Origin of the sequence: Pseudomonas guariconensis, assembly GCF_024127895.1 — a bacterium.
Classification (GTDB): domain Bacteria; phylum Pseudomonadota; class Gammaproteobacteria; order Pseudomonadales; family Pseudomonadaceae; genus Aquipseudomonas; species Aquipseudomonas guariconensis_B.
In genome coordinates this window covers 20,759-33,384 of the sequence record NZ_JAMYBK010000018.1, presented here as the reverse complement: position 1 = coordinate 33,384, position 12,626 = coordinate 20,759, and the positions used below count along the sequence as shown (strand labels likewise).

General features: G+C 66.2%; 16 protein-coding genes. 5 read left to right on the top strand and 11 right to left on the bottom strand.

Annotated features, from left to right (window positions below):
- The first annotated feature begins 133 nt into the window (after positions 1-133).
- The 4 genes from NJF35_RS17675 to NJF35_RS17660 all read left to right on the top strand — a co-directional run bounded on the left by NJF35_RS17675 (position 134) and on the right by NJF35_RS17660 (position 2,801).
- Complete coding sequence (locus NJF35_RS17675) at positions 134-355, top strand: MbtH family protein (protein ID WP_225790330.1); 222 nt, start codon at positions 134-136, stop codon at positions 353-355.
- A gap of 9 nt (positions 356-364) precedes the next feature.
- Entirely contained in the window at positions 365-1,084 is a 720-nt protein-coding gene (locus NJF35_RS17670; RefSeq protein WP_225790331.1) for a thioesterase II family protein, read from the top strand.
- A gap of 77 nt (positions 1,085-1,161) precedes the next feature.
- Positions 1,162-1,713, top strand: coding sequence for a hydrolase (locus NJF35_RS17665; RefSeq protein WP_225790332.1), 552 nt, complete (start codon positions 1,162-1,164; stop codon positions 1,711-1,713).
- Complete coding sequence (locus NJF35_RS17660) at positions 1,710-2,801, top strand: DUF1615 domain-containing protein (RefSeq protein WP_317235058.1); 1,092 nt, start codon at positions 1,710-1,712, stop codon at positions 2,799-2,801. Before NJF35_RS17665 ends, NJF35_RS17660 begins: the two co-directional genes overlap by 4 nt.
- A 68-nt stretch (positions 2,802-2,869) precedes the next feature.
- Here the strand turns inward: NJF35_RS17660 and NJF35_RS17655 are convergent, their stop codons facing one another.
- The 9 genes from NJF35_RS17655 to NJF35_RS17615 all read right to left on the bottom strand — a co-directional run bounded on the left by NJF35_RS17655 (position 2,870) and on the right by NJF35_RS17615 (position 10,591).
- Positions 2,870-3,772, bottom strand: a complete 903-nt coding sequence (locus NJF35_RS17655; RefSeq protein ID WP_253091342.1) for a metal ABC transporter substrate-binding protein — start codon at positions 3,770-3,772, stop codon at positions 2,870-2,872.
- A 2-nt stretch (positions 3,773-3,774) separates the two neighbouring features.
- Entirely contained in the window at positions 3,775-4,674 is a 900-nt protein-coding gene (locus NJF35_RS17650) for a metal ABC transporter permease (RefSeq protein ID WP_225790333.1), read from the bottom strand.
- Positions 4,674-5,420: a metal ABC transporter ATP-binding protein gene (locus NJF35_RS17645; protein ID WP_253091328.1), complete on the bottom strand. Its 747-nt coding sequence runs from the start codon at positions 5,418-5,420 to the stop codon at positions 4,674-4,676. Before NJF35_RS17645 ends, NJF35_RS17650 begins: the two co-directional genes overlap by 1 nt.
- Entirely contained in the window at positions 5,417-6,334 is a 918-nt protein-coding gene (locus NJF35_RS17640; RefSeq protein WP_253091327.1) for a metal ABC transporter substrate-binding protein, read from the bottom strand. The genes NJF35_RS17645 and NJF35_RS17640 overlap by 4 nt, the downstream gene beginning before the upstream one ends.
- A gap of 16 nt (positions 6,335-6,350) precedes the next feature.
- On the bottom strand, positions 6,351-6,920 hold the full coding sequence (locus tag NJF35_RS17635) for a DUF6162 family protein (protein ID WP_225790336.1): 570 nt from the start codon (positions 6,918-6,920) through the stop codon (positions 6,351-6,353).
- Positions 6,917-7,237, bottom strand: a complete 321-nt coding sequence (locus NJF35_RS17630; protein ID WP_225790337.1) for a hypothetical protein — start codon at positions 7,235-7,237, stop codon at positions 6,917-6,919. The genes NJF35_RS17635 and NJF35_RS17630 overlap by 4 nt, the downstream gene beginning before the upstream one ends.
- Entirely contained in the window at positions 7,234-7,773 is a 540-nt protein-coding gene (locus tag NJF35_RS17625) for a thiamine pyrophosphate-binding protein (protein WP_253091326.1), read from the bottom strand. Before NJF35_RS17625 ends, NJF35_RS17630 begins: the two co-directional genes overlap by 4 nt.
- A complete protein-coding gene (locus NJF35_RS17620; RefSeq protein ID WP_225790339.1) occupies positions 7,770-8,969 on the bottom strand; it encodes a PepSY-associated TM helix domain-containing protein in 1,200 nt (399 codons plus the stop codon). Before NJF35_RS17620 ends, NJF35_RS17625 begins: the two co-directional genes overlap by 4 nt.
- A 287-nt stretch (positions 8,970-9,256) precedes the next feature.
- Entirely contained in the window at positions 9,257-10,591 is a 1,335-nt protein-coding gene (locus NJF35_RS17615) for a lysine N(6)-hydroxylase/L-ornithine N(5)-oxygenase family protein (protein WP_225790340.1), read from the bottom strand.
- 193 nt (positions 10,592-10,784) lie between these two features.
- Between NJF35_RS17615 and NJF35_RS17610 the strand changes: the two genes are divergently transcribed.
- Positions 10,785-11,207, top strand: a complete 423-nt coding sequence (locus tag NJF35_RS17610; protein WP_225790341.1) for a hypothetical protein — start codon at positions 10,785-10,787, stop codon at positions 11,205-11,207.
- 49 nt (positions 11,208-11,256) lie between these two features.
- Here the strand turns inward: NJF35_RS17610 and pbpG are convergent, their stop codons facing one another.
- The gene (pbpG, locus tag NJF35_RS17605; RefSeq protein ID WP_225790342.1) at positions 11,257-12,183 is read right to left on the bottom strand and encodes a D-alanyl-D-alanine endopeptidase; all 927 of its coding nucleotides are present in this window, start codon (positions 12,181-12,183) and stop codon (positions 11,257-11,259) included.
- A 241-nt stretch (positions 12,184-12,424) separates the two neighbouring features.
- The gene (locus tag NJF35_RS17600; RefSeq protein WP_225790343.1) at positions 12,425-12,607 is read right to left on the bottom strand and encodes a hypothetical protein; all 183 of its coding nucleotides are present in this window, start codon (positions 12,605-12,607) and stop codon (positions 12,425-12,427) included.
- Positions 12,608-12,626: the final 19 nt, after the last annotated feature.

The following is a 12,626-nucleotide window of genomic DNA, read 5'->3' as shown; positions in this document are numbered from 1 at the left end:
TGGATATAGGCCATCATCCACCTCGCTTGCAAGGCGGACAGGGGATTTTCTAATTTTTCATGGGTGTCTTTCGTTTCCTTGGAAGCCGACCTGCGCGCCGCGCATCGGCCTTCATCATTCAAGGAGACAGGCAATGACTTCCGTTTTCGACCGCGACGACATCGTATTCCAGGTAGTGGTCAACCACGAAGAGCAATATTCCATCTGGCCTGACTACAAGGCGATTCCCAACGGTTGGCGCGCCGTGGGCAAGAGCGGCCTGAAGAAGGAGTGCCTGGCGTACATCGACGAGGTGTGGACCGACATGCGTCCCCTGAGCCTGCGCCAGAAGATGGCCGAAGCCCAGGCGCAGTGAGGCGGGCCGGTGAGCGCAGTGAACCTGTTGTGCCTGCCTTATTCCGGCGCCAGCGCCATGGTCTACAGCCGCTGGCGCCGCAAGCTACCGGCCTGGCTGCAGGTACGCCCGGTGGAGCTGCCCGGGCGCGGTGCACGCCTGGGTGAACCCCTGCAGACCGACATGCAGGCCCTGGCACGCCAGTTGGCCAGCGAACAGCGCCTCGCTGCCAGTGCCCCCTATGCGCTGCTCGGCCATAGCCTCGGCGCACTGCTGGCGTTCGAGCTGGCCCATGAGCTGCAGGCCCTGGGCTGCCCGGCGCCGCTGGCGCTGTTCGCTTGCGGTACCGCCGCGCCGACCCGTCGCGAGGACTACGACGGCAAGCACTGGCGCGACCCCAAGTGCGACGACGAACTGCTCGCCGAGCTGCGCGAGTTGCAGGGGACGCCCGAGGAGGTGCTGGCCAACCAGGAGCTGATGAGCCTGACCCTACCGATCCTGCGCGCCGACTTCCTGCTGTGTGGCCGTTACGCCTATCGTCAGCGCTCGCCGCTGCAGTGTCCCGTGCATGTCCTGGGCGGCGAGGACGACCGGGCCAGCGAGGAGCAGTTGCTGGCCTGGCGCAGGGAAACCGTGGGCGACTTCTCCCTGGCGCTGTTTCCCGGTGGACATTTCTTCATTCATGAGCACGAAGACCGCGTGCTCGGCAGGCTGGCCGAGTCCCTCGAGCCGCTGCGCCTGTCCGCCTGATTGACGTCGCCCCCACCCTTGGTGGATCGTTGTGGCCCATCGCGGGCCACTCCTATTCCCAGGCAAAAGGGCAGACAATGCTGATCGATCCTCACAACGCCACGCTGCTGGTCGTCGACATCCAGGAAAAACTCATCGGTGCCATGAGCGACCCGCAGGGTACCCGGGCGCGGGCCCGCTGGTTGCTGGCCGCGACAGCGGACCTCGCGCTGCCGACGGTGATTTCCGAGCAGTACCCCAAGGGTCTGGGCCCGACCCTGGCAGAGCTCAAGGCAGCCTCGCCGGCGGCCGAGGTGGTGGAAAAGCTGTATTTCTCCTGCGTGGCCGCCGAGTGCCTGCCCGCCAGCCTGATGGCGCGCGAGCAGGTCATCGTCTGCGGCATGGAGACCCACGTCTGCGTGCTGCAGACGGTGCTCGGCCTGTTGGCCCAGGGCAAGCAGGTGTTCGTGGTCGAGGACGCCTGCGACAGCCGCACGCCGGCCAGCAAGGCGGCGGGCCTGGCGCGCATGCGCGATGCCGGGGCGCAACTGGTCACCCGCGAGATGGTGCTGTTCGAGCTGATGGGCAGTGCCAACCACCCGCTGTTCCGCCATATCAGCAAGACCTACCTGGTGGGCGAGCAGCCTTGAGCGAAACCACCGTCTGGCGCCAGGTACTGCTGGGGGCGGCGATCCTGGCGTTGCTGCAGGGGTGTGCCACGCCCCGTGGCGAGCCGGTGGCCGACCCGGCCAAGGTGCAGGCCCAGGTCAAGCGCCTGCTGCCCGCGTCAGTGCGCGATCGCGACGGTTGGGCGCGGGATATCCAGACAGCGTTCAGTGCCCAGCGCCTGGCGCCGAGCAAGAGCAACCTGTGCGCGGTGCTGGCGGTGACCGAGCAGGAGTCGACGTTCAATGCCGACCCCCAGGTCCCCAACCTGGGGCGCATCGCGCGGGAGGAGATCGACCGGCGCGCCGCGCGCCTGCATGTGCCAGGCATGCTGGTGGAGGCTGCCTTGCAGACACCCTCGAGCAATGGCCAGACCTACCAGCAGCGGCTGCTCTCGGTGCGCAGCGAGCGGCAGTTGAGCGGCCTGTTCGACGACTTCATCGCCGGCCTGCCGCTCGGCCGTACCCTGCTCGGTGGCCTCAACCCTGTGCGCACCGGTGGGCCGATGCAGGTCAGTATCGATTTTGCCGAGCGCCATGCCGAGGGCTATCCCTATGCCTACGAGGGCTCCATTCGCCAGGAGGTCTTCACCCGGCGTGGCGGCCTGTACTTCGGTATCGCCCACCTGCTGGGCTACCCCAGCCACTACGAGCGCCAGCTGTACCGCTTCGCAGATTTCAATGCCGGGTGGTACGCCAGCCGCAACGCAGCGTTCCAGGCGGCGCTGAGCCGGGTGACGGGCCAGACGCTGGCGCTCGACGGCGACCTGGTCGCCCCGGGTGCGATCATGCCCGGCCATACCGAGCAGGCGGCGCGCAAGCTGGGGGTGAAGCTTGGGCTGCGCAACCCGCAGATCCGCAGCCAGTTGGAGGAGGGCGAGCGCCTGGCGTTCGAGGAAACGGCCCTGTACCGCAGGGTGTTCGCCCTGGCCGATGCGGCAGCGGGCAAGCCCATGCCTCGGGCGGTGCTACCGGGCATCGAGCTCAAGAGCCCGAAGATCACCCGCAAGCTGACCACGGCGTGGTTCGCGGGGAGGGTGGACGAGCGTTATCGGCGGTGCATGCAGCGGTGATCATGGGGCTGCGCAGCAGCCCCAGATGGCCCTCGATGAAAGCCCGCCTGCAACAAGGCCCCAGGCAATCAGAGGGTCAACGCTCCGACCACCTGGTCGACACTGGCCTTGAGCCCGGCCACGGCATCCGCCGGGTCACTGTCCACGACCAGCAGCCTGGCGCCGGCGGCCTCGATCACCTTGGCCACCGCTGGGTCCGGCTGGCGGTGATGCAGCACCAGGGCCACGTCCTGGGCCGCGAGGTTGTCGCCCAGGGCCTTGAGCGCCGCCTCGTCCCATTTGTCTTCGGCCGGCAGCGGCTGCTCCACCATGTCCAGGTTGAGGCCGCTGGCCAGGTAGCCCAAGCGTTTGGACAAGCTCACCACGCTGAGGTTGTCGGCCTCGGCCAGGCGTGTCTGGCTGCTGGCGGCCAGCTCCAGCAACTGGCGCTTGAGGCCGGCGAGGTTGGTCTGGATCTTCGCCTTGTCGGCCGGCGACAGGCGCTCGAGATCGTTGGCCAGCACATCGGCCATGCGCCCCAGGTTGGTCGGGTTGAGCCAGGGGTAGGCCGCGAAGGCGTCGTCGCCCTTGAGCGCGATACCCGGCAGGGCACCGTCCACCGGGCGCGCAGCGTCGATCTCGACGATGCGGATGTTGCTGCGCCGGGCCATGGGGTAGAGCGGGTCGTCGCGCCAGATCGAGCGCAGGCCGATCACTGCGTCGGCCTGCTGCGCCGCCTTCTGCAGGCTGGCGCCACCGCGGCCGCTGAAGTACGACGGTTGGCGGCTGGCCGGCAGGTTGGCCGGGGCGGCGCGCTTGAGCTGCACGGTGGTGCCGTCGAGCAGGGCGACCGCCAGGCTGTGGGTCACCGGCAGGGTGGTCAGCACTTGCGTGGCCGCGACCTGTCCGGTGCGCGCGGTCGGTTGTGCCGCCAGGGCGAGGGAGGGCAGGCCGGCCAGGGCGAGGGCCAGGGTCAGGTGCTTGAGGCTCAGGGTCATGCCGGGTTTCCTTGCAGGCGTGGAACGAGGGCGCGGGCCAGGGCGGCGAGGGCGAAGCATGCGCCGGCGACCAGGATGATCGCGGCGCCCGATGGCACGGGCAGGTCGAAGACGATCGGCAGGAGGATGCCGAGCAGGGTGCTCAGGGTGGCGATGACCACCGAGGCGAAGAAGAACCCCTTGAGCGACTGGCTGACCAGGCGTGCGGCAGCGGCCGGGATCACCAGCAGGGCGCCGACCAGGATCGCGCCGATCACCTTCACCGAGGCCACGGTGACCAGGGTCACCAGCACCACGAACAGGTAGTCCAGCGTCTTCACCGCCACCCCGCGCACCGCAGCCAGTTGCGGGTTGAAGCTGGCCAGCATGATGCGGTTGTACAGCGGCACGGCCAGGGCCAGCACCAGAAGTGCGACGATGCCCAGCACCACCAGGTCCTGGGCGCTGACAGTCAGCACCGAACCGAACAGCACGTTCTCCAGGATATGCACGTTGATCTTGCCGGCCAGCATCAACAACAGGCTCGCCCCCAGGGCCAGGGAGACCGAGAGGAACACGCCGATCAGCGTATCCGGCGACAGCCCCGTGCGGTTGCGCAGGAAGTTGAGCAGGATGCCGAACAGCAGGCAGTAGCCGAACAGGCTGCCATAGGGGCCGGTGTACGGCTCGCCGAGCAGGATGCCGATGGCCACGCCGGTGAGCGCGGCGTGGCCGACCGCCTCGGAGAAAAAGGCGAAGCGCTTGACCACCACCAGGGTGCCCAGGCCGCCGAGTACCGGGCCGATCATCAGGCCGGCGAGCAGTGCGTTGACCACGAAACCATAGGCCAGGGCCTCGGGCAGGTAGCCAGCCGTGGCCCAGTCCTGGACCAGCTGGCGGAAAGCTTCATAGCTCATCAGGCAAGGTTCTCGCTGCGAGGGTGGACGGAGAACAGCCCGAGCAGGCGCTCCGGGGTCAGGGCCTGGGCGGGCGGGGCATCGAACAGCACCTGGCGGCTCAGGCCCGTGACCCGGTCGGCCAGGCGCAGTACCGCCTCGAGGTCGTGCTCGATCCACAGCACCGTGGTGCCGGCCTGGCGCCAGCTGTGCAGCAGCTGTTCGAACACCTGGATACCGGCCTCGTCGAGGGCCGACATGGGCTCATCGAGCACCAGCAGTTGCGGCTCGGGGATCAGCCCCTGGGCCAGCAGCACACGCTGGCGCTCGCCACCGGACAAGGCGCCCATGCGCCGCTTGCGCTTGTCGAGCATGCCGACCCGCTCCAGGGCGGCGTCGATGGCCGGGCGGATGCGCCGGGACAGGCCGAGAAACGCCGGGCGGCGCTGGCACATGGAGGCCATGAAATCGTCCACGGTCATCGGCAGGCCACGGTCGAACTCCAGGGCCTGGGGCACGTAGCCGATCACCTCCTGCTCGCTTGGCCAGTGCAGGGTCAGTTGGCCTTGGTGCGGCATCTGCCCGAGCAGGGTCTTGATCAGCGAGCTCTTGCCGCCGCCGTTGGGGCCGACGATGGCGTGCACGCTGCCGGCGGCGACGCTGAAGGCGACCTGTTCGAGGATGCGCGTGCGGCCCAGGGTCAGGTCGATGCCGGCGAACTCGATGCGCGGCCCGCAGGGCGTGGCGAGGTTGGCGGCCGCGGTCATGCGCGGTTCTCCTGGATGGCCTTGACCACGGTGTCGAGGTTGCGCTTCATCTCCACCTCGTACTTGTCCTTGGTGTAGTCGCCATAGGAAATGTGGGTCAGCGGATAGATGTGCACGCCGGACTCGCGCTGGATGGTGTCCACGTAGGCGGACGGGAAGTCCATCTCCGAGAAGATCACCTTCACGTCCAGGGCCTTGAGCTGGTCGATGGTCTTCTTCAACTGCGCCGGGCTCGGCTCGATGCCGTGGGCCGGCTCGACCACTGCGGTGACCTCCAGGCCGAAGTCGCGCACCAGGTAGTCGTAGGCGGCGTGGATGGTGGCCACGCGAAAGTCGGCGTTGGGCGCCTCGGTGACCTTGGCCAGGGCCTCGGCGCGCAGGGCTCGCAGGCGTTTGGCGTAGGCGCGGGCGTTCTGCCGGTAGACGGCGGCGTTGTCCGGGTCGAGCTTGCCCAGTTCGCGGGCGATGTTGTTGACCTGGGCGATGGTGGCGCTGATCGACAGGAAGGTGTGCGGGTTGACCACCTTACCGGCGCCACGGGCGGCGATGCCGGTGGCGGCCAGCAGCGGCACGTTCGCGTTGGCCTCGATGGTCTTGATCTGGGGCTTCTCGCTGGCGGCGATCATGCGGTCGGCGAAGTCGTCGTGGCCGATGCCGTTGAGCACGACCACGTCCAGGGTGCCGATGCGCTTGATGTCCTCGGCGCGCGGTTCATAGGCATGGGGGTTGAAGCCGGCCGGGATCAGCGGCACCACCTCGGCCTTGTCGCCGACGATGTTGCTCACGTAGCTGTAGTAAGGGTGCAGGGTGATGCCGATGCGCAGGGGCTTGCCGTTGTCGGCCTGGGCCAGGGCCGGCAGGACGCAGGCCAGGAGCAGGGCGAGGACGCGGCGGGCGAGGGCGGAGCGGAACATGGAGGAGTCCTTGGGTTCAGTGGCGGTGTTGGCGGGTGACCCCGGCGTCGTAGTGGCTGACCACCTGCTGCCAGCCGGCGGCGATCAGGGCCTCCTGGCCCAGGTCGGCGGGTGGCGTGGCGGTACCGTCGCGGCGTAGCCAGACATCGGGGTGGCTGTCGCCGTCAGGCGGCAGGACCAGCAGGAAGCTGCCGGCCACCTGGGCATCCTGGCTGCGGCCGAGGTAGGCGCCGGCGTCGAGCCACTGCCATTGGTGGTTGCCACGGCTCGCGCTACTGGCGTCGGCGACGAAGGGCGGCAGGCCATCCTCGGCCAGTGCCTCGACCTGTGGCGCTTGGCTTTGCTCTTCGCGCAGCGCCTGGATTTCGTCGAAGGCGACCCACAGGTCGGTATAGATGCCCTGTTCCGCGGCATTGAGGTCGCGGCGCACATCGAGCTGGTGGCTGGCCACGGCCTGCTCGTCCTGGCGCTCGCCCCGCAACCCCACCACCGTGGCGGCGAGCACCACGATCAGCACGGCGGCCAACAGCACGTACAGGGTTTCATGCCCGGCGCCTGCCGGGCGCACCAACTGGGCGCGACTCATGGTTCACCGATATCGGCGTAGTCCACTTCCACCACGTGGCCGGGCCCAGCATCGAACAGCACGTAGAACTCGCCGTCGGGGCGCTTGAAGGTCAGGGTCGAGTCATCGCCGAGCTTGCCGCCGACCAGCACCTGTTCGTCGTAGCCGATCACGTCGAGGGTCACCCCCGGTGCGCCGCTGCCATCGGAGAAGCCGCCGGTGCACTTGATCTGGTCGCCGTCGACTGGCTCGCACTCGCACATGGGGTTGTGGGCCAGGGCGGGCGTGGCGGCCAGCATCAGCAGGGGCAGGGCGAGCCTGCGCATCAGGTGTTTCATTTCTTGCCTCCTTGTTTCTCGAGCCAGGCCACGGTGGCTGGCGACGCCTTGGCCAGCGGGACCGAGGCCTGGTGCATGCTGCCGTCCCAGCCTTCGATGGTGATCCAGATGTCGGCGTCGGGGTGGGTGCGCGGCGGGACCGGCAGCGAGGTACCCATGCGGTATGGCGCGCCGAAGAACAACGTGCCGGCGGCGCGCAGGCTGCGGGGCTTGCCGATGCGCAGGTAGACGGCCTTGGCGCCGTCGATGCAGGTCTTGCACAGTGCGGCGTTGAAGCTCTTGAAATAGCCCGCCGGGCCATTGGGCTGTGGTGGCTGGTCGCGTAGCTCGGCCAGGTCCAGGCTGTACGGGCCGACCTGGATGCCGCTGACCTGATTCACGCCCAACCCTGCCTCGCCGCGAAACAGCTTGGCGTCGGCGAAATACTTGGGCATGAAGCCCAGGGGAATGAGGATCAGCAGGATGTTCAGGTGGAAGCGCCACTTCAGCCAGAGCTGCTTCAGGGGGCTGGCGGGCAGGGTCTGTGCCTGGCTCATGGCTGGATCTCCACGGTGGTTTCGCTATGTGCCTTGCGTGGCCGGGCCTCGCGCTCGCCGCGCTTGAGGGCGGCGGCGGTGGCCTGGGCGGTGCGCTTGGTCCAGATCAGCAGGCCGCTGAACACCATCAGGGTCAGGATCAGGCCGAAGAACGCCCAGATAAGCTTGATCGGCAAACCGCCGAAGTCGCCGGTGTGCAGCGGGCGCATGGACTCGGTGACGAACTCCAGGGTCGAGCGGTCCGAGAGCAGGAACTGGCTGTCGACGTTACGGGTATAGGGGTTGACCTCGGCGGTCTGGAACATCAGCGGGTACCAGCCGCGCCCACCCATGCTGATGTGGCTGTAGGCGGTGCCTGGCAAGGAGATGAAGGTGATGTCCAGGCCGGGGATCGCCGTGGTGGCGATGCGCTGGGCCTCGTTCAGGTCGATGCGAGGGGCAGGGCTGCCGTCCTCGGTGCGGGGTACGTCCTCGCGGGCGATCACTGGCACCACGGGTTCGGTGGAGATCGTGATGTGGTTGTCGGCGAGGATCGCCTGGATCAGGAACCAGGTGCCGGTGATGGAGATCACCGCGATGAACCAGATCGACCAGACACCGGCCAGGCGGTGCAGGTCGCCCCAGAAGATCCGCGGCCCATGGCTACGCCGCGGCAGCTTGAAGAAGCCTTTCCAGAACTTCTTGTAGACCACCAGGCCGGTGACCAGCGAGGCCAGCATCGGCAGGCCCAGCAGCGAGACCAGGTACCAGCCCCAACTGTAGCCGTTGGTGAACGGCACCAGCCACCAGCCGTGCAGGGCGCGGGTGAAGGCTTCGAAGTTGAAGTCCGGCATCTTGCCCTGGATCGCGCCGGTATAGGGGTTGACGTAGAGCGTCCGTGACGTGCCGTCGGCGAGGGTGGCGCTGGCGGTCAGTGCGAAGTGCGAACCATCCGGCTGGCTCAGGGAGCGCACCACCATGTCCGGCTCGGCCTTGTGCATGGCGTCGAGCACCTGTTGGAAGCTCAGGCGCTCGGCATCGTCGTTGGGCTTGGTCGCACGCACGTCGGGGTTCGCCAGCCAGACGATCTCCTGGCTGACCACGGCCAGCATGCCGGTGAAACAGACGATCAGGACGAAGAACCAGATCGGTAGGGCGAGCCAGCTGTGGACGAGAAACCACAGCTTGGACTTGGATTTTTTCGTTTGTCGGGCCATCGGTCGGTCTTCTGAAAAATGAGGGTCGAGTCACGGCTCAACCTGGAGGCTGCATTTAATAAGACGAATGAGAATCGAAATCCTGCCACTGTAAATGAAAGCAAATATTTCAGCGATGGCCATTAGGGGCTTTCGGGCCTGCCTGGGCCCTGGTTTTTGCAGATTGTATCTGGGAGGGGTTGCCAACTGGGCATCAGCGGGCGGCACAGCGCCAGGAGGGGGCGCTGTGCATGGGGGAGGGCGCTTCAAGTTGAACAACATTGGGGCTGCGTTGCAGCCCCTGATATTCAGGCGCGGGTAAGCGCTACGACGTCATGTGCCCCCGTGGCTTGTTTGCTCAGGTGCTTGTACAGCGACTGACCGATTTCAGCGGCGCGTACCGGCAGCACAGACAGCAAGGTATCGCTCAGGCCATGGGATGCTTCGCAGAAGCCTTGTAGGTAGACACTGGCGCCGAACTCCGGGCTGGCCAGGGCGCGATAGTCGCGGTCCACGTCGAAGTCCTTCAGGTGCTGCTGCAGGGGGGCGAGCAGTTCGCGGTGGGAGCGGCGCTCGTAGCCGGTGGCGAGGATGACCGCGTCGTAGCGATGGGTCTGGCGTACGTTGGTGGCCAGGTCGCGCAGGGTCAGTTCGATACCTTCGGCGGTGTTCACCACATCTTCGATAGTGCGACGGCAAAGTACGGCATGACGGTGATTGTGGGCGACCTTCTGGCGATAGAGAATGCCGTAGATGCGTTCGAGCAGGTCGACATCGACCACCGAGTAGTTGGTGTTGTGGTACTCGGCGATGAGTTTTTCGCGCTCGGCGTGGGGCTGGTTGAACACCAGGTCGGTGTACTCGGGGGCGAAGATCTCGTTGACGAACGGGCTGTCGTCGGCCGGCTTGAGCGCCGAGGCGCGCAGGATCATGTCGACCTTGACCGATGGATAACTGTCGTTGAGGTCGATGAAGGCCTCGGCGGCGCTCTGGCCGGAGCCGACCACGGCGATGCGCATCGGCTTGCCCTCGGTGCAAGGCAGTTGCTGCAGGGCGCTCAGGTACTGGGAGTGGTGGAAGATACGAGGGTCGCCCTTGAAGGCGCGGAAGGCCTCGGGGATCTTCGGCGTGCCGCCACTGCCGACCACCACCGAACGTGCACGGCGCAGGTGTTCGCGACCCTGCTGGTCGCGAGATACCAGGCGCAGGTGATCGACGCGACCGTCGCGCAGTTCCGGTTCGATGCGCAGCACCTCTTCGCCATACACCGCCTGGGTGGCGAAATGCTCGGCGGCCCAGCGCAGGTAGTCGTTGTATTCCAGTCGGCAGGGGTAGAACGTACCGAGGTTGATGAAGTCGGCCAGGCGTTGTTTCTGGTGCAGGTAGTTGACGAAGCTGTATGGGCTGGTGGGGTTGCGCAGCGAGACCAGGTCCTTGAGGAAGGAAATCTGCAATTCGCTCTGGGTGGCCAGGGTGTTGCCGTGCCAGCGGTAGTCGCTCTGCTTGTCGATGAACAGGGCATCGAGGGCATGGCCGTTGGTTTCGGCGAGCTCTTCCAAGGCAATGGCCAGGGCCAGGTTGGAAGGGCCGAAGCCGACGCCGATAAGGTCGTGGATTTTTTCGGGGGAAGAGGTCTGGCTCATGGAGGCGTTCCTTGGATAGTCGTGTAGAGGCGCCGCGCAAGGCGCTCCGAGTCCTGCGCAAGTACACCGATTAGGACGAGCCGGAGGGTGGAGAATTTACCTGGGGGGGCTTGCGGCGGTCACTCGACTCAAGAAATGTCCTGGATAGCCGATAGAAGCGGGGTACAAGGACTCAAGTGAGGACATGGGGAACATGGTAGGAATCACCGCAATCAACATCCCCGCGGCATCGCTGCCCAATGCTGGCGAGGTGAGCGAGGCCGGGCAGGGGCGCCAGCGCGAAGGGCGCTTGCAGGTCGATGTGTCCGGGCTTCGTGGTGGCGAGCGAGCGCAACAGGCGCAAAGTGCCGAGGACAGCAGCGAGCCGCCGCACATCAAGCAATTGCGCGAGATGATCAAGAAGCTGCAGAAGCAGTTGGCCGAGGAGCAGAAGCAACTGGCCGAGCTCATGCAGCGGGAGATGGACGAAACCAGCAAGCTGGCGGCGGTCAGCGCCAAGCAGGCCAGCATCGCCACCCTCAATGGCGAGATCCTGGCGGCTACCGCCCAGTTGCTCGAGGCTCTGAGCAAAGCCGGTGGCAGCAGTGCTGGCGGTATGGTCAGCACCCAGGCCTGAGAGGGCCTGGGGTGTCACCTTGGGCTGCAACGCAGCCCTGGCTGCGCAGTCAATCCGCTGCCAGCCGCGCGCGGTTCTGGCGTTCGGCCTTGTACTGCATCGCCACCGCCGGCGCCGGCTTGGCCGTGCCGGTTTCCAGCCATTGGCGCATGCGGCTGGCATCGGCGAAGTGGGTGTACTTGCCGAAGGCGTCGAGGATCACCATGGCCACCGGGCGGTTGTCCATCTTGGTCAGCAGCACCAGGCAGTGGCCGGCATCGTTGGTGAAGCCGGTCTTGGTCAGCGTGATGTCCCAGTCGCTCTTGTTCACCAGGTGGTCGGTATTGCGAAAGCCCAGGGTGTAGTTGGGCTTGCGGAAGGCCACGGTCTTCTCGCGGGTGGTGGACAGCTCGCTGAGCATCGGGTACTTGCGCGACGCCAGCAGCAGCTTGGCCAGGTCGCGGGCCGTGGAGACGTTCTGGGTCGACAGGCCCGTGGGCTCGACATAGCGGGTCTGCGTCATGCCCAGGCTGCGGGCCTTGGCGTTCATCGCCTTGATGAAGGCGCCATAACCGCCCGGGTAATGGTTGGCCAGGCTATTGGCTGCGCGGTTCTCCGACGACATCAGGGTGATCAGCAAGGTCTCGCGCCGGTTCAGTTGGCTGCCCAGCCGCACCCGCGAATAGACACCTTTCATCTGTGGGTTGTTGGCGATGGTCATGGTGAGCATTTCGTCCATCGGCTGCCTGGCGTCGAGCACCACCATCGCGGTCATCAGCTTGGTCACCGAGGCGATCGGCACCACGCGGTCGGCATGGCTGGCGTACAGCTCCTTGTGGGTGTTCAGGTCGATCAGCAGGGCGCTGCCAGAGGCCAGGTGCAGCTTGGCGGGGTCGCGTTGTACCTGGGTCGAGGGTTGTGCAGCAGCGGTCGACGGAGGGATGGCGGTTCCTGTGAGCAACAGCAGCAGGCTGAGAATGGACAGGGGAGTTTTCACGTTGAGGCTCACTAAAGGTTGGTATGTCGTTGGCTGTGCAAGGGTTTCCCCCAGAAACCGTGCATTCTGGAGTATGGTCGAAGTGCTGTCGATTGCTCGTTGATCGCAGGCGCCGAAATGAAAAAAGCTTCATGCTGGAACGTTTCTCCCCGGCGCCGTTCGTCGGCTCGCCAGGTCAAAAAAAGCCCGCCAGGGAAGGCGGGCAACAGAGGCATAGAGAGCAACGCACAACAAAATTCGTTCAGGCGAGCAAGCTTGTAGCCTGCAGTCGTTCGGCAAGGGCCTGGGCCGAAGCCCGCGATGCCAGCGGGCCGCTGACCGCCTCGCCATTGCGCACCAGGTACCAGCAAGCCAGCATTCCCTGTTCACGCAAGGGAGCCGGGACGGCGCTGCCGATGACGGACATGATCTGGATAGTGGCCATTGGGTATCTCCTGTGGAAC